The following is a 17,601-nucleotide window of genomic DNA, read 5'->3' as shown; positions in this document are numbered from 1 at the left end:
GATATATTCTGTGGAATGATAAATGTTTTATACCTTAAATTAAAATCCTTAATAACAATCTTTAAAACGTGCTTCAATTTTATCCGACGTCATTACTCCGCCACCAATAGTAATTAATTGGTTATCCTTGTGTAGAAGTAAAGAGGGGTAGCTATTTATACCAAGTTGTTGAACCGTGTTGAAATCATTTTGAACATCTATTATAGTTTCTTGAGATTTTAGTCGCTCTAGTACTTGTTCAGGATCCAAATGATGATCCATAGCTATCTTACGATATGTTTCAGGGTCACTCAGACTTTTTCCATTATAATAAAACGCTTTTTGCATGGCAGAAGTAAATTCTAATAAACGGTTCGGTGCTAATGAACGTAAAGCTGAAAAGCCAATTGCAGCATCCTTTGAATTCATTGTAAAAGTACCTTCTGACAACAACGCCTGATATGAAGGACCAAATTCCGCACCAGTAAGTTCATTTATTCTTTTATTACCTTCTGATATATATGAGAATTTTTTTATTGGCAGATTATCTAAAAATAATCCTCCGGATAAAACAGTTAACGGAATTTCAGGGTGATTTTTGTGAAACCCTTTAATACTTTCTGAAAATCCATAGCACCATCCACAATATGCATCCCATATATATATAAGGGTGTCTTGTTTTATCTCCATTAAAAACGCCTACCTTTATTTTTTATTATTAAGCAGTCTCGCTGTTACTTAGAAATTCTCTGCTAACTTTTTAGCGCGTAGAATTGCATCTTCTTTAATCTATTGTGCTTTTTCAGCGCCTTATTATGCCCTTCAACATCTATTGCTTCAAAAGAAGGGACGCCAAAAAAATTCTTTATTACCTAAAAATGGAGATGCCCCCTCTCTAGTTCTTCAGCTGGACCTTCAGAGTAGAAAGCACCAGGTGCTTGAGTATGAAGTGCTTTTTTATCTGTAACAGGGACTGTTACTACTACCTGTAACTATTGTAGTTACAGGTAGTGTGAAAGTCAATTCTTATTAACGAAAAAATTAACTTCCTATTGTTGGGCTCAATCTAAAAACCTTCAGATGTACTTCCTTGGTATGTATTCAAAAGCCTCCCGCGGGGAGATTTTCACGATCACTCACTTTCCTGATTCCAATTCAAGTCGAAATTTCTTTTCCCAACCCAAAAACCCCTTTTTTATAAGGGGTTTTTGGGTTTAAGCGCTTTAACTTTTCGGCGAAGAATCATACCCTAAACTTTAATAATCAGAGAATCAAGTCTACGGCATCCTGCGAAACCCACACTTTATCCTTAATCATTACCGTCAGCACATTGAGTTTCGTTGTTTTGCCATCCAGAATGGCGATGTTTTTATCAATAGGCAGCTTGAGAACCTGACCTGCTTTTTTCACTACAACCACCGGATTCGTCTTATCGGTCTTGTCTAGGGTGATCGTAGCTCCTTTGGACATGAATTTATCACTGGATACGTACAGCGTATCCTGAAGCTCAGCCAGATTTAGTCCGGTTACTTCTTGAATATACTTATTCACATCCGTATTCTGGATTACACCGCTGTTCACGAAATCGGTCGGTTTATAATTAGCCGGATGGTAGGCGAACAATCCGACTTCTTCCGATGTGTGATCATCCGTAGAGAAGGTTACGCCTATCTTATTTCCCAAGATTTTACCGATGACCGGCGAAAGGTTATCCTTCATACCTAATCTGACTTGATCCGCTTCTTCTTTGGTTAAATCACTAAGTCCATAATTATCCGCAAGGACCTTTTTGAAATTGTTCTCATTAATACTGTCTTCAATGTAATAACTGGTATGCTTTGCTTTCTTCATCACGGAGACTAGGTCTTTAGTAGAATCATAGTTCGTCATATTGAGCCCGCCAGTAGCATGATCTGAAACGGACAAGACTGCTGTATTTCCGTCTTTTTCTGCAAAGTCAACAGCGGCTTTGAAGGCTTTATCAAACGCTAATGTCTCACTCATAATCCCCACCGGATCGTTATCATGACCATACCAGTCAATCTGACTTGCTTCGACCATCAGAATGAAACCTTTCTCGTTCTGTGACAACTTCCCTACAGCAACTTTGGTCATTTCAGCAAGGCTCGGTTGCTTTTGCGGGTTCAGGTCAAAATCAGCATCCAGTGCTTCGGGGTTGAACAGACCCCAGATTTTATTCGTTTTAGAATTCATTAAACCTGCTTTATCCGTTACGTATTCATACCCATTTGATTTCAAGACTTTGGTTAAATCTTCTCCATCCTTGCGGTTAATATCTTCTTTGCCGGGTACCAAATACCCGGACCCACCCCCAAGAAGAACATCTACACCACTGTAGACCATCTGTTCTGCAATTGACTGCGCATTGTCACGCGTATATGCATGACTTAAAAATGTAGCCGGCGTCGCATCCGTTAATTCACAAGTAAATACCGTTCCTGTACTTTTCCCTGCCATTCTCGCTGCATCCATAATTGTAAGCAGAGGTTTGTTCACGTCCTCTGGCTTAACTGCATCCACGAACGGCATCGTGATTCGGTCGGGCAGTATGGATACCGTCTCACTCTTGACCTTATGGCCTGTGGCATAAGCCGTAGCTCCCGCAGCGGAATCTGTGGTAAGTGAATCCGTAGAGTAGGTTCTCACCAGCCCGCTGAAATACTTGTCCATCGTAAGCGCCTGCCCTCCCTGATACCATCTGGCCAAGTTCACATCGGACAAGCTCATCCCATCCGTAATAAACAGGATCACGTTCTTGACCGTTTTGTTTGTAGGCGCATCAGAGTTATTGGCGCCACTGGCATAGGCCGTTCCGTTCCCTGCTGCAAGCAGACTGCAAACCATAATTGTACTGCAAATTCTTCCGATAACTTTTTTGCGCATTTGAATCCTCCTCTAGCAGATTTTATTAAGTACGTTTCTAGTTTAAAGGAGGATGGTTTGCGGGAGCAGCACCTATTCTCTTTTTATATATTAAATTCTATGCATATTTTGACTTGACCATTTAGCAATAACTACTTGTTCAGATTATCAGATAAATACTTTACTATGCCTTCTTCGGAGTCTTGAGAATACTCCCACACCATGACACCAGCCAATTTTTTATCTTTGATATATTTAACTTTTGCCTGCAAAGCTTCTTTATCTTCATACGTAATAAAAGTATCACCATCATACAAATAGGCCGTCTTAGCTGTATCGTCAAAGTATCGTTTAAATCGATCTTGACTCATATATTTTTCTTTTATTGTCTTGTAGCTTAAATCTACTTTGTCGATATTGATGGGTTTACCCAGTAAAAATGTGGCGCCCTTATTCTCATCACTTTTAACATTCTCCCATCCGTAGGAATAAGCTGGAACACCTAGTAGAAGCTTACTCGGATCAACATCACGATCTAAATATAAACGAATTATACGATCCACGCTGGTTTTGCTCTTACTATTCTTATCTATAAATAAATTTGAATTATACCCTGTTGTTTCTGACCAAGCTCCAGTCAAGTCATAGCTCATCACATTAATGAAATCCACGTACTTTTCTACTTTTTTAACCTCAACGTTTTTGAAGAACCAATCTTCATTTCCAGCAGCAAAGGTTAAATAGTAATTTTTATTTTTACGCGGAAGTCTATCCAGTTTTTCATTAAGTTCCTTCATAAGACTAGTAAAGTTCTTGGTATCTTCTGGTCTGGCTTTAGTTGTGTTCCAGGAATCAAAGGCTGGATATTCCCAGTCTATATCGATCCCATCTAAATCCAACTCCTTAACCATTGCGATCATACTCTCAGTAAAAGAGTACCGGTTTCCATCCATAGAAGCATCGGAGAATCCGTCCGCTTTATATCCGCCAACACCAAGGATGAAACTCGTTTTTTTATTATTTGATTGCAGCTTTTTTATATTTTCTTTAATGATCTCATTTTTAGCAGGGTCCAGATCAAAATATACATTGGTTTTATCAATTTTAGCAAAGGCGAGAATAGCAATATCAATGTTTTTGTCTTTTAGATTAAGATCTTTAAAGTCTTTCCATAACGGTATGTACACGGAGGTTATTTTTTTGTCTGAATCATTGAGATTGTAATAGTAAATTCCCATGCCTATAGCTAATATAGCGATGAAGATTTTTGTATATATACTTATTTTCATCATGTTAACTTCTTCCCCCAAATAATACATGTGTAATATATTTATTTAGATTTAAGACTTTAACCGTGATATAGCTAAATAAGAATACAATAATGACATTAAAAGTAAGGTTAACTATGGATTGGAGTAGAGTAGCTTGTATTTCTGCTCTTCTGGATACCAATATTTCAACTAACAAATGAATTAAGTAGATACTAAAGCTAGCCTTGGAAATGGAGCTGATTATTTTTTTGACTTTGTAATTCAACTTCTCGCTAATCACGGTTTCTTTTTCTTTAAAATAGATAAACGTTCCAATAGCCATAAAAAATGTTGAGAGTGAATAGTTGCCATAGAACATTTCATCTAACACACCACTAGATAAGGAAGAAAAATAGGTCGCTAATGGCGTTACAAAAAAGGATATAATGCCTAAGTTAAAGAAAATATTTTTAGCTTTGATGGATATCGTATAGTTGAAGAGATAATATCCCAGGATAAAATATCCTAGATAACCCATGAACAAGGGGATGTTAGTTATGGGAATATTAATATATTCAGAGGTCAATCTGTATACGAGGTCGGAGATGAATTTATAAACCACACTAACCAAAAACCATATCAACAGATAATATTTTAAATCCTTTTCACTGCACACTTTTACCAGCTTACTAATTAATGGAACTGTTATATAGATCGCAATAATCGCATACAGAAACCATAAATGTATATAATTCTTATCAAAAATTAAACCGTACGAAAAATGAATGAAAAAATCATAAACGCCCATGCTGCTTTTTTGAATGATATATTGGGTGTAAACGGCATAAATAAGTGACCAGCTAACTAAGGAAATGATTAAAGGAAGTACTTTTTTAATATAAAATTGCCGATATGATTTCACTTCCACTCGAAGGATCATCGCACCACTTATCATAAAAAATATTGGCACAGCAAATCTAGATATCGAATTAAAAATGTTGCTAATCCACCAAGAGGTTGTATTGAAATCATTTGTCCTTGTAAGCAAGTCTGCAGTGTAGTGCAAAATGATAACAGCTATGATGGATATTATTCTTAACACATCTATAAATATAATTCGTTTATCTTTCAATATATGATTCATAAGTACCTCCTAATGAGTAGTTTGCTGATAGTTACAGTAGCAGACTAGCTGATACTTGAAACACCTTTTCTCTCAACGAATCCCCAGCCCTCGTCATTATCAAAGTATTTAAACGTGCCTACGATATTCATATAAAGCAGCAGATTTCGATAGGTTAGTAATTCAACTTGGCTAAATAAAAACATTCTTAAATAATCTTTAACTGAATAATTGCTGCCATATTTTTTGCATAAATAGAGAGAAATTCCGATTTGCAGCGCATTAATGACAATTACAGACAACATGAGAATAAAAGCCTTAAATAAATTGGTACCTAAAAAGAGTGATTGTATAAGATAAAAAATGCTTGTAAATGCTGTTAATGTACCTAGAACAAAACCATCGATAGCAAAAAAGAGACTGACACCAATGCTAAACTTTCGTGATAATTTGGACCAATAGATTAAAATGCAATCTACAAAGGCTTTTTGCCAGCGTATTCTTTGTTTATAAAAGTTACTTAAGTTTTCTGGGCATTCCGTGTAGCATACGGCTTCTGGCGCGTAGACGAGCTTCTTATTCAAGTTATTCGCTTTAATGAACTCGTGAATTTTTAAAGTAATATCAATATCTTCGCCTACAGTACTTCTAAACCCGTTAACGTCCACCAATATACTCTTATAAAAAGCACCAAATGCGCCTGAAATAACGACAATTGAATTAAAAACGGATTGTGTTAGTTTTCTAACATAAAATCCATGGATGTAACTGATAACTTGGCTTTTTATAATACCTTTACCAGTAAATTTATCTTGGATAACGCCGTTCCTTTTCTCAGCGCCCTGTACGATCTTTACCGTACCCCCTAAGGCGATGATCTTATCATCTTGAAAATATTGATTTACATATTTAAGCGAGTTAATTTCCAGCATGCTATCTGCATCCAACGTGATCACAATATCAGTATTCGCACAATCGATACCGGCGTTAAGTGAATCTGCCTTTCCGCCATTGACTTTATCAATTACAAATATTTTTTCATATTTCTCCGAAAAATAAATCCCTTTAATAGCAGCGTATGAAAGCTTCCCCTCTGCTTCTCTATCACTTATCGATAAGTCCAAAAGCTCATGTAATTTTTGAAACGTCTGATCCTTTGAACCATCATTAATAATGATGACTTCATAATTACAGTAATTTAGGCCCTCCATTGCATCTATGCAGTTCTTAATGGTGAGCTCCTCGTTATAAGCAGGAACTAAAACGGAAATCGATTTTTCATCACATTCGTTATTCAATTTCTTAACTTTACTGAAAAATAAAGGGATGACTGTGTAAAGAGTTTGAAACCCAATAAAAATGAAGGTTAACAAATAAAAAAAGTATTGCATCTCCTCACTCCTTTTTATCTATCTAAAGCTTATAATTCTATGAATTGAACTGTTCTCCAGACAGTTAATCCCACACTAATTTCAATCACTTACATCCTTTGTTAGTAATTCCAACTAATAATAGTAAATAAAACCAAAAATAGCAACCTTTGAAAGCGTTGTTATTGTAATTTTCTGAATAATATATAGTTTTCCTCTTTATTTTACATACATTAATTTTCATTTCACAAAAAAAGAAGAAAGAAGAAACTTTCAAATTCCAAGTATTAAAGAGGAAGATAGGAGAAATGTAAATCGGGTTCTGAGGAAGTCGTTTCATACTAGAAAATAGCATATTTCTTCTATTTATGGTAGACAAATTCCATTTATTTTCATATAATCACTATGAAGTTACAGCAATTGTTATCATTCAATGAATTTAGCCCTACACACCTTTTTCTCTACCTTTCATGTCGATATATGAGCTCTTATGAGTTTATATAAATACGTTCAACAAAGAAAGGAGTTGTAATTGAGATAAGACGTTCGGGTATGAATGCATCATTCATTCGCAGTGCATATTTCATTAAAAGAGGAGGAATAAAATGTCATCTTTTCGCATTTCTCATTCACCTTGGGTAAAGCTGCTAGCTTATGGGAGTATCATGTTGATTATTTCATTGGTTGTAATGCTATTTCCGGAAAGGTCCTTTTCTCACGGCTATGTTGAAGGACCTGCTAGCAGGGCAGCACTCTGTAAATCCGGACAAAATACAGATTGTGGCCCGATTGTTTATGAGCCCCAAAGTCTAGAGGCACCTAAGGGGTTCCCTGCTGCAGGGCCAGCAGACGGGAAGATTGCAAGCGCTAACGGAGCTTTTCCCAAGCTTGATGAACAATCGGCTACACGCTGGTCTAAAGTCAACATATCTGCTGGACAAAATACTTTCACTTGGAAACTGACTGCCGCTCATTCGACAGCAAGCTGGAAATACTATATTACAAAGCCTAACTGGAATCCTAATGCCGCTCTTACTCGAGACTCATTCGACCTGACTCCTTTCTATTCGGTGAACTATGGAGGTGTACAGCCACCCTTCTCTTACTCAGACACGTTTAACGTTCCGGAACGTAGTGGATACCACGTCATCTTGGCTGTGTGGGAAGTCGCAGATACTCCGAACGCCTTCTATAATGTCATTGATGTCAACTTTAGCGGAAGCAACCCTGTCGATACCCAAGCGCCTTCCGCGCCAGCAGCTTTGACGGCAACTGCAAAAACATCCACCAGCGTTTCCTTGGCCTGGAACGCATCCACGGATAATACCGGTGTAACAGGGTACCAAGTATTTAACGGATCTTCTTTGGTTGCTACCGTATCCGGCACAACATTAAATTACACCGTATCTGGATTAACCGCGAATACTGCCTATACCTTTAGTGTCAAGGCAAGAGACGCTGCTGGCAATGTCTCAAATGGAAGCAATTCCGTCAGTGTTACCACCAATGCACCCGTCGGTAATGATACGGAAGCACCAACAGCCCCCGGCGGCTTACATGTTATGGGGACCCCAACATCCTCCAGCATTCAGTTAATGTGGAATCCGTCAACGGATAATGTTGGTGTTACAGGCTACCGTATTTATAGAGGAACGACATTAATCACCACTATACCTGGAGCCACAACGGATTATACAGTAACAGGGCTTAGTGCAGGAACAACATATACGTTCAGTGTATATGCCTTCGACGCCGCAGACAATCAATCAGCGGCCAGCACCATCAATGGAACAACCGCGACAGCGTCTACAACCCCAGCTTGGGCACCTAATACCTCTTACACAGTCGGTGCGTTGGTAACCTATAATGGTTCTGTGTATGAATGTCGTCAAGCCCATACATCGATAACCAGTTGGGAGCCTGCCAATTCCCCGGCGCTATGGTTATTGAAATAATGATGTGAAAAAATCAAATCCCTAAATTGGGTAAAACCACGAGATACAGTGAAACTGTACTTCGTGGTTTTTTGCTTTTTAATACAATTGAGGATTCATTGCATTCCTGCTTCTGCTGGAAGCGAATTACTTCTTGTCCCCACTGCTTTAATAACGAAATTGTAGGATTTAGCAGAATCTATGCCGTTTAATGTATAGCTGTAACTTGTCTGACTGTTTACCGCCGGCACATACACGCTCCAGTTCGTGCTGACTTTATCATTTTTCTCGTAAATCCGGTAACCTCGCACTGGCTCAGAGCTATTTACAGGCGCTTTCCACGAAAGAACTGCACGGTTCCCGGACTGTCTTACTGCGCTTGGATTTTGGACTATGCCGGGTTTAACGTCAGTCCTTTTAATACTGTAAGCGTCATAGACGGCAATGGGTTTATCTTTAACTGCTGTGTAGGATGTGAATTTCAGCACGTCGCTTGTAATGGATACATCCACGAACATTTTCTTGTTGGGCTGATCGTTTTTTGCTGCAAAAAAACTGTCTGCATCTGGATTAATAGCATAGAATTTCGAAGCGGCTGAGTTGCCCATTAGATACACGGTCCCTTTGGGATTCAGCACATTTCCTTGCTCATCGGTAATAACATTCTTAATCGGAACGTTGTTCAACATTTGAAAAGACCTCATATACATATGGTCATGTCCTTCAAACACCATATCCACACCCAGCTCATCAAATACAGGAATCAGGTATTTCCGGTAAAACTCTACCCGGTCGCTTTCTGCCGAAGCATTATCCCCTGAGGAATAAGCTCCCTTATGCATAGAGACGAATTTCCACTTCTTATCGGTCTTTGCCACCTGATTCCGCATCCATTCCAATTGCTTCGTGAACTGAATATCTGCTTTGTACGGCTTGACCTCTCCTTCGTACTGGGAATTGATTTGCATAAACAGGGCATCGCCGTATTCGAAAGCATATACCGACCCGTCATGAGCACCCGTCCCAACATCTTTTGGTAGATTAAAATGATTATAAAAGTTATTATTCGGATAATCCTCTATCTCATGGTTACCGATAATCGGTGCAAATGGTACATTGGCAAATTCTTTTTTCGGCACACCCAAGAACCACTGCCACAGCTGCTCCAGATCACCGTCATCCGTTAGATCCCCTGTAAGAAGAACAAACTTGGGATCTACCGTTTTCTCAATAGCTCGCTTAAAAGTATCCTGCCACAGATCGAAATTCGATTTACTTGAGCCTTGGGTGTCGGTTACGTAGAGGAAATGGAAGTCCTGATTATCCGCCTTGTCCGTGGTAAAAGAACCCGCCTCGCTCCAGCCGTCCGCATCACCGTTACCGGCCCGGTAGATATACTTGGTTCCAGGCTTAAGACCGCTTGCAATAACCTTGTGGCTAGCGAACTTTTTATACTTCTTGGAGCTTCTGTCTCCTGATGTCATTAAGGTTTCAATAACTGTTGCGCTGCCCTCATAAGAAGCTGCCAGTTGTTCCGGGAACTCGCTTCCTCCCGCATTGGAAGCTTCCACTACTTGCACTACTGTACCTCTGACGGTTTCGGCTGTATACCAGTCAAAGGCAATACTTGTCTTTGGGTCCCCATTAAAAGTCATGTTCAGCAGCGTTGGTGTTTTGATGCCGGTATCCGGAGACTTCGTCTTAAAGCTCCAGGTAATATCGTTCTCCGGTGTCCGGCCATCCGCAGTCCCCTTAACAAGCTCTTTTGGGATGGTCACGTTGTAAGTTTTGCCGGCAGTGAAATTAGGGTGGCTGACTTTGACTGTATCTTGACCGAGGAGCAAAGCAGAGATGTTGTTAAGAGGAACATTGTTTTCTGTGATTACAACCTGATAACTACTGTCGAGGCTGATGGCTTTGTTAAACTTCACTGTGATCTCTGCGTTAAGGGGAACATCTGCAGCCCCTGAAGCGGGAGTTTTGCTAACCTCAAGTGTGGGAGCGTCCCCAGGTTCGCTGCTGCTGCGTGTTCCTTTAATTACCACATCTTTAATTCTGCTCGAGCCTGAGCTGGACACCGTTCCCCCGCTTACGCTTTTTGCAGAGTTTACCACCCAGCGGATATAGAGTATATCTTGATTGTTTGTTCCGGCAGGCAAAGCGAGGTTCGTTAATTTGCAGGAATTATTGGAACAATTAAAATTGTTCTGGGCTAGAACAAGGTTGCCGCCCGTAACATCTGTCCATTCCTGTTGATCTATACTGTATTGCACCTTAAAATCCCTGGGTCCTGTACTTGAAGAGGTTTGCTGTGATGAGAGGAAGATACCTTCGAAGCCTTGGGTAGAAAGCGTGGCAAGCCAGTATTTTAGACCCGTTCCTTCATGCCAGCCCTGGTTGCGTACGCTGTTCTCACCTGAATCATAGGTGTATGCATCCGTATTAGTTCCTACATCACGAATGGATGAAGACGATTGATATACCCCGTCTGTAGCCGGAAATACACCATTTTCGCCTTTGTCTTTAAAAATCCACTGGACAATCGTTTCCTGAACTGCCGCCGCTTCACTTGTAAGGTCTTCCTCAATTTCCTCCCTTCCTGCTGAGACAATACCGGTCAACTCCATGGCAAGCAGCAAACCTATAACCATTAGACTGATTACCTTGTAAAATCTATTTTTGAGATAAGATTGGTTGTTATCCATTCAGCCCATCTCCCTCTAAATTAATCTTACTTATCATTGAACCGCCGTCACCAAGAAGAACGGCGGTTCTGTCTACTCTTGCATTCCTGTTATTGAAGTTCCCAATCGGTGACTTGAAGGACTGCCGAATCTGCACCCTTCAGGTCTGTCTCTCCCATGTTGAGCAAATTGCTCCACTGCTTCACACGGTTCTTGCCGTTAGGCGGAGTGTTGTACTCATTAGTATCCACAATCTTGGTCCGTTCTTTATAGAATTTGGTCATGAAAGTCTTCTCATCTGTGCTGCTTCCTGATTTACTCAAAAGCCCTTGAAGAGTCTCGGAGCCGCCGGTAGCACCATGGTTTAGCGCAGCATCCACGAAGGAACCAATCGTTAATGCCGAGTTAAAGCCGCGATTGCGGGCCTGCTCCACACTGTATTTAATGTAGATATTGTAGAATGTTTTCCACATAGCCTCTCTCCACTCGGGATCATTTTGCAAATTGCCGATTTTTCTGCAGAAGCTCTCTTCGCTTTCATTGATTTCGAGGATTTTCCCTTTCATCGAACCCTTAACACCGATCCGGGCCAATGCGCCTTTAACCGAAGGATTACTCGCGCCTTTGGCAGCATCATATGCCTTGAACAGATCCGGACCGTCGGGACCGGTATCATTTGAGCCGCCTGTAGTCGCACCGAATATTCCAATCGTATATCCGCGGTCATCATCAATATCTTCACAATATCCGTAAAAATTGATCCAGTTCAGATCGTCCTGCTCCGGTTTGTTGACAAGCATCATAATATTGTTCCACTGCTCACCATCCAGACCTGTGTTGTCGCGCAAGAATTGAAGTGTTGCCGGTGAGAAATTAGAATCCGGGTTCCCTGCCGCATAACTTTTCTGTTGAGATGCATTGGACAGATAGCCATAAGAAAAAATCATTGAAAAACTGAGCAGAATCAACAATGAAAATTTCATCTTCTTGGAAACCTTACTATTCGTTGAATTAAGCACCGCAATCTCTCCTTTAATTAAATAGTTTAAGCGCTTTAACTTTGAGTGGCAGCGAACCTTATCCCCAACCTATCTGAGCATGACAGCCCTCCTTTTTCCAACACTTGGTAATTCAATTCAAGCTTATCTCATAAAGTTTGACTAAACAGCACGTATTTTCTTGTAATTATTAAATTTTATACATATGTTGCTACAAACCCTAGATTAAGTCTACAATCCTCTTAGGAGGTGCTGAATGAAGCCGGTATTTTATGAGTCTACTCTTTTTGAGATCAGCCGCAAGAAACAGGTATACACCAGCATGCCTTCAAGACACTATCATGATGCCTATGAGATTCTGTATTTAATATCCGGGGATTTTTATTATTTTATAGGGGACAGAACCTACCAGGTTGCGGGCGGTACGTTGCTATTTATGGATATTCATGAAATGCACAAACTGGTCAATTCTGGATGCAATATGTATGAACGGGTTACACTGCTGTTTAAAAAAGAATTCCTGCAGCATTTCTGCACTGGCGGTCAATGTGAGGAACTGCTCGAATTGTTCAAAAGTGATTACCGCGCTTTGAAGATGACCGGGAAGGATCAGTATTTCATCGAACAGCTTTTTCAGAAGATGATCCAGGAGGGAAAGAAGCAAGATCGTGGATATGAACAGTACCAACAAATAATATTGGTGGAGTTGCTTCTCTATCTTAATCGTAAACTATTTGACAGCCGTGTAGCTCCAATGTTGGAATCCAATCGCACACACAAGAAAGTCCTGGACATCGTTAATTATGTAAATCAACATTATATGGAACCGCTTAAGCTCTGTGAGATTTCACGGCAGTTCGACATAAGCTCTTCCTACCTATGCCGAACTTTTAAAGAGGCCACCGGCTTCAGTTTTATTGAATATATTAATAACATCCGCATTAAAGAAGCGCGTGATTTGCTCGTTGGCTCTTCTTTTAATGTTACTGAAATTGCAGGTATGGTTGGGTTTGATAACATCTCCCATTTTGGACGGACCTTCAAATTAATGATGGGTATCTCGCCGCTCTGCTTCCGCAAACAATTTAAGTCATAACAGTAAAAATACTGGAATGCGTCAAGACATTTCATCAAGACGAACAAATTGCAGGTTTCTTGCCTGCAGTTGATTTAGCACTTCCTCTAAAGCTTGCAGCATAAAATAAGGAGCATGCCGGTCCGCGCCCACAGTCTCACCGCTGTCGTGAAGTAAGACAACGGAGCCATCGGTGATTCCATCTAAAAGAATGGCCTGCATCCGGGTTTGACAGACCCTGGTGTTCCAGTCGCCTGCCTTCAGCGACCATAGAACAATTCGATACTGCTTGTATCGAAAGAAATCAAATAGATTGATTAATCCCCAAGGTGGACGGTAATGAGTGGGCCTGGTTCCGACAATAGACTCTATAATATCAGCGGAGCGGTCCAGATGTTCTCGCCTAATCGTACGGGGCAGCATCAGCCAGTTAGAGGTATGACAATAATTATGGATGCCAATCTGATGGCCTTCCCGATTCATTCTTCTGATCAGGTCTGGATACTGCTCCGCTCGCGATCCAAGCACGAAAAAAGTGGCTTTCACTTGATGTAACTTCAATAAATCCAGTAATTCCGGCGTATATTCCGGATGTGGTCCATCGTCAAAAGTGAATGCCACCTGTTTCTTTACCGTTCCTTTGCGAAAGACACCAAAGCCGCTCACTCGCGTAATCAAACTCGGAATAAACATGTAAAGGGTGGCAGTACATAGTATTCCTCCTATAAGATATGTAAGAATAATTACACCTCCATATTACAAGCTTAAGACTTATCCAGAATAGTTCTGTCCGGGTGAGAACCGATTCTTCAGTGAGGCCCGTGAATGAATCAGTAACATCGGGACCAGTTGTTCGGTTCGCCGACTGATTCTTTGTCTGCCTTCCGGATGCATGGCAGACAGCAGCAATCGAAGATAAATGGTGGTGATGCGTTCAAAAACACCGGACTTTATATTTTGCTGTTCAAAACCAAGACCATGTGTTAATCCCCGATGGAGCAGTGTAATACCTAATAAAGCCTTGACCTGCCTGAACTCGGACTGCGATTCGAAGGCTTCATTGATTTGCTGCATTGATTTACGCAGCATGCGAGCCGTTTGGAGTGCAGCACGATCCGATCCTTCGGACTGGATCAACTTCAGGATACTTCCATTATCGAGGTGGAGCTCTCCCACCCACTCGCCCTGGTTGATGACCGTGGCGTCTTGGCATATAATAGGCTGTCCCCGGTGCTTTTTTAACATCACGGTACATATACCAAAGTGCGACTTATGCGCTCCACGAAAATGTGAAAGCAACGCAAAAGCTTTTTCCCACATCATCCAGACGGACTGCACCGTGGTTTTACGTATTTTGAAACCCAACTCATCCACCATCCTTAAAACGGTTATAGTCTCTCATTTCATACATTGTGCATAACGGATCGGCTGCAACAAAGGAACATAATGAACCTCATTAAAACTTTCTTAACGTCTACATCTATTGGACGCCATACAGTGGAATTTCTCTGCGATTATATTAAATTTTCGTATAACTTTTTTCATTAGCTACTCTTTCTAGTATTTTTTGAGTTGTCGTGGGGAAGTCACTACCCAAACGATGAAAGCCGTTAGTGCCACACCACCGAAAAAAATGTACCCATTAAAAAACAGGTTATTTGTGTATTGGTTAATCCAACCGAAACGATACACCACGGAGTCTTTATGGTTAGTAAATCCATTGAGATTGTTAGATAATGAACGAATTTTAGATGTTTCTCCCCAAATCATTATTCCTATAATAAGTATGGAGGTTAAAGGGAGTGTAACATGGACAAGTTTACTTTTATTCTTACTTTTGAACCCCCTAATTAAAGCACCTACATTAAATAATAAAATGGTGAACAACAATAATCCTACAACCAAAGCTATGATACCTGGGTTACCATTCCCTGAAATACTTCCACCAGGACTATATTTAAAAGTCATCCCTTCTACAGCAAAAATACTAATCACATTTAATATCAAAATAATGAGTAATTTTCGCAACATAATGCCTCCTCTTCACCTGACCTAACTGGTAAAATACTAAAAAGGCGGCTTTCCCCTTTGCAGAAATCTCTGTTCAAGGAAAGCCGCTTCTTCATGTTGTCAATTCTCTGAATTTTGTCTAACGTGTTCAAGGATACTTGCTTAGCTCAGCTTTTCCAGCCAGATATCTTTAAAATCGACCCACCCAAGTGTATTCAAATGGACGCCACGGATTGAAGGATGTAAGTATGTTCGAAACTCTTTATGATGGAGAAAAATGACCGAAGCTTCGTCGCTTAAATGTTCCTCAATCCCCTTCAAATGCTGGCGTCTGCCAGTTTCCGTATCGGCGCTTAAGGCATCGTCAATTCTTCCGTTAATCCAGTTCAGAAGCTCATCGTCCAAATACGCCCGGAAAGGACTGTCCCCATGCTCATAAACTTCAATCTCACATACCTCGTCTTCAGCCAAGACGAATCCTACGATCATCAAATCTTCGTCGTGATGTGGACTGCCACAACCAGGTTTATCTTCCCATGAAATGATCTTTAGATCTACCTTAATACTCCACTGCTCAAGTCTTTCCACAATCCATCGAGCATCTTCCTCAAACTTCTCATGGGCAGTGAAGCGGATGACTGAACCGTCATAATTCGATTCACGCAGAACAGTTTTTACACGATCTAGACGGAACGGTTCAACAGAGCGGGATTGGCTCGCTTCCGGGTGGAAACCGAAGGCAGATAGCACGCGATCACCCCCCAGTTCCGAGACCAGGTCGCCAGTATTCAGAATCATGCGTACCGCCCGGCGGAACGCCTCCGACTGCTGTGCACCCGGCCGTCGAAGATTCCAGGTTAGCATCGTACAGCCATTGGATAATTGCTTTAGCGTCTGCCAGTCTCCGTTATGGTTTCCCAGCGGATGATTCTCGACGAACTCGTGATGCAGCACCTCGGGAATATTAATTGTTGACTGAAGACATTCCTCCGGCATGGTAATCATATCCACACCATCCAAATAGGGCCTTCCTTCATGATAGGCAGTGTGGGCAGCCAACTCGATGCAGTGCGATGACTGCGAGACGATCCGAAAAGGGCCGGTGCCGATCGGCAGCCGCCAGAAGTCCGTCTCTTCCATACCACCCAAGTTGGCAGGCAGGATGGATGCTGCGCTGGAGCACATGTACCTGTCGAAGATTCGGTTTGGCTGCTTCAAATGCATTTGTATTACACGCGGGCCTAGCGCTTCGATCCGTTCTACTCCCCGCAGCAGCCAGCGGTTATTGGTGTCTCCGCGCAAACGCTCCAGCGTAAAGGCTACATCTCTTGCGGTCAGTTCGTGCCCATTATGGAAGTGCACCCCCTTGCGTAGATAGAAGGTCCACTCACTCGCTTCTGCATTGGACGTCCAATGATGAGCGATACTCGGAACAATTTTGCCCGCAGCTTCATCAAACCGGAGGAGGCGGTCGTAAATTTGCCGCAACAGATGTGCGTCAGCGCAAAATCTTACTTGAGCAGGGTCAAAGGTCGTGATGGGACTGTAAATCGGGAAGCGCAGTATGTCACTCGTAGAGATACCATCACGTGCTTCCTCTTTTCGGTAGCCAAATTGACCGTTTAGCCATTCAAGGAATTTGGGCTTGGCAAGCGTTCCCTCACCGAACAATTGTAGCCATTCAAAAGCTTGCTTATAATCCCCTTTTTCTGCCCAGCTCTGGATCAAGCTTAGCAGGAAAATTTCCTTGTCCGTCTTGAAAGCGATCCGCGAGCGATTCCCACGTCCGCGCCCCGGAATCCAATCAATCAGACCTTCTTCCTCCAGCCTGCGCAGGATAAGCTTCGCGTTCCGAGTGGTGCAGAACAACGCTTCCGCCAGCTCCTCCAAGGTTGCTTCTACGGGCATTCCCTCACTAATCCCCCCACCGAAGCGGTCGTAAAGCGTAAAATACCGTTCAGTCATGATCACCTTTTTCTGCCTCCTTTCGGTTATATTCCTCAAAAGAGGAAATCATGTGTGGAAAGTATACGCTTTTTATCCCCTTTTGAACAGCGCATAATAAGTCTTACAGAAATAAGGAAGCGGGGGAGAACATATGTTGGAACATCCATATCTGATTGAGAAACTGAGAGAATATCGAGAGGCAGAAATAAGTTGGCGACTTTTGAGGCGAATTCAGAGCTGCTTATGGAAAGTTAAAAGAAGTAACACCACACAAAAATCAGCTATCCATTCGTAAACTGGCTTTCGGCTTCCAAAACCCTCATGACCAACTCCTGCAGGATAGACGTA

13 protein-coding genes are annotated in these 17,601 nt (G+C 41.4%); 2 read left to right on the top strand and 11 right to left on the bottom strand.

What is annotated here, in order from left to right; translation table 11 throughout:
* Positions 1 to 48 precede the first annotated feature (48 nt).
* From CA598_RS08780 to CA598_RS08755, 5 genes are all read right to left on the bottom strand, one after another.
* Complete coding sequence (locus CA598_RS08780; RefSeq protein ID WP_094876272.1) at positions 49 to 669, bottom strand: DsbA family protein; 621 nt, start codon at positions 667 to 669, stop codon at positions 49 to 51.
* Positions 670 to 1,242: 573 nt separating this feature from the next.
* Positions 1,243 to 2,883, bottom strand: a complete 1,641-nt coding sequence (locus CA598_RS08770) for an alkaline phosphatase (RefSeq protein ID WP_094876271.1) — start codon at positions 2,881 to 2,883, stop codon at positions 1,243 to 1,245.
* Between the two features lie 131 nt (positions 2,884 to 3,014).
* Positions 3,015 to 4,151 (bottom strand): glycoside hydrolase family 18 protein, encoded by a 1,137-nt coding sequence (locus CA598_RS08765; RefSeq protein ID WP_094876304.1) that lies wholly within the window; start codon positions 4,149 to 4,151, stop codon positions 3,015 to 3,017.
* A 4-nt stretch (positions 4,152 to 4,155) separates the two neighbouring features.
* A complete protein-coding gene (locus CA598_RS08760) occupies positions 4,156 to 5,256 on the bottom strand; it encodes an acyltransferase (protein ID WP_094876270.1) in 1,101 nt (366 codons plus the stop codon).
* Between the two features lie 44 nt (positions 5,257 to 5,300).
* The gene (locus CA598_RS08755; RefSeq protein WP_094869318.1) at positions 5,301 to 6,626 is read right to left on the bottom strand and encodes a glycosyltransferase family 2 protein; all 1,326 of its coding nucleotides are present in this window, start codon (positions 6,624 to 6,626) and stop codon (positions 5,301 to 5,303) included.
* A gap of 584 nt (positions 6,627 to 7,210) precedes the next feature.
* Between CA598_RS08755 and CA598_RS08750 the strand changes: the two genes are divergently transcribed.
* Positions 7,211 to 8,560: a lytic polysaccharide monooxygenase gene (locus tag CA598_RS08750; RefSeq protein WP_094869317.1), complete on the top strand. Its 1,350-nt coding sequence runs from the start codon at positions 7,211 to 7,213 to the stop codon at positions 8,558 to 8,560.
* A 95-nt stretch (positions 8,561 to 8,655) separates the two neighbouring features.
* Here CA598_RS08750 and CA598_RS08745 read toward each other — a convergent pair whose 3' ends face one another.
* On the bottom strand, positions 8,656 to 11,244 hold the full coding sequence (locus tag CA598_RS08745) for a metallophosphoesterase (RefSeq protein WP_094876269.1): 2,589 nt from the start codon (positions 11,242 to 11,244) through the stop codon (positions 8,656 to 8,658).
* 89 nt (positions 11,245 to 11,333) lie between these two features.
* Entirely contained in the window at positions 11,334 to 12,242 is a 909-nt protein-coding gene (locus CA598_RS08740) for a chitosanase (RefSeq protein WP_256990411.1), read from the bottom strand.
* A 235-nt stretch (positions 12,243 to 12,477) separates the two neighbouring features.
* On the opposite strand from CA598_RS08740, the gene CA598_RS08735 reads away from it, so the two are divergent.
* Positions 12,478 to 13,317: an AraC family transcriptional regulator gene (locus CA598_RS08735; protein ID WP_094876268.1), complete on the top strand. Its 840-nt coding sequence runs from the start codon at positions 12,478 to 12,480 to the stop codon at positions 13,315 to 13,317.
* A gap of 21 nt (positions 13,318 to 13,338) precedes the next feature.
* Here CA598_RS08735 and CA598_RS08730 read toward each other — a convergent pair whose 3' ends face one another.
* The 4 genes from CA598_RS08730 to CA598_RS08715 form a co-directional block, all read right to left on the bottom strand.
* Complete coding sequence (locus CA598_RS08730; protein ID WP_179283623.1) at positions 13,339 to 13,989, bottom strand: polysaccharide deacetylase family protein; 651 nt, start codon at positions 13,987 to 13,989, stop codon at positions 13,339 to 13,341.
* 78 nt (positions 13,990 to 14,067) lie between these two features.
* Positions 14,068 to 14,673 carry a YkoP family protein gene (locus tag CA598_RS08725; protein WP_179283622.1) on the bottom strand — a complete coding sequence of 202 codons (606 nt, stop codon included), beginning with the start codon at positions 14,671 to 14,673 and terminating at the stop codon, positions 14,068 to 14,070.
* Between the two features lie 180 nt (positions 14,674 to 14,853).
* Positions 14,854 to 15,327, bottom strand: a complete 474-nt coding sequence (locus CA598_RS08720; protein WP_143812103.1) for a hypothetical protein — start codon at positions 15,325 to 15,327, stop codon at positions 14,854 to 14,856.
* A 141-nt stretch (positions 15,328 to 15,468) separates the two neighbouring features.
* The gene (locus CA598_RS08715) at positions 15,469 to 17,271 is read right to left on the bottom strand and encodes an SgrR family transcriptional regulator (RefSeq protein ID WP_256990424.1); all 1,803 of its coding nucleotides are present in this window, start codon (positions 17,269 to 17,271) and stop codon (positions 15,469 to 15,471) included.
* Positions 17,272 to 17,601: the final 330 nt, after the last annotated feature.

The organism is Paenibacillus sp. VTT E-133291, assembly GCF_002264395.1.
GTDB lineage: Bacteria > Bacillota > Bacilli > Paenibacillales > Paenibacillaceae > Paenibacillus_AQ > Paenibacillus_AQ nitricinens.
The sequence above is the reverse complement of the archived record's forward strand: the minus strand, read 5'-3'. Positions and strand labels throughout refer to the sequence as shown.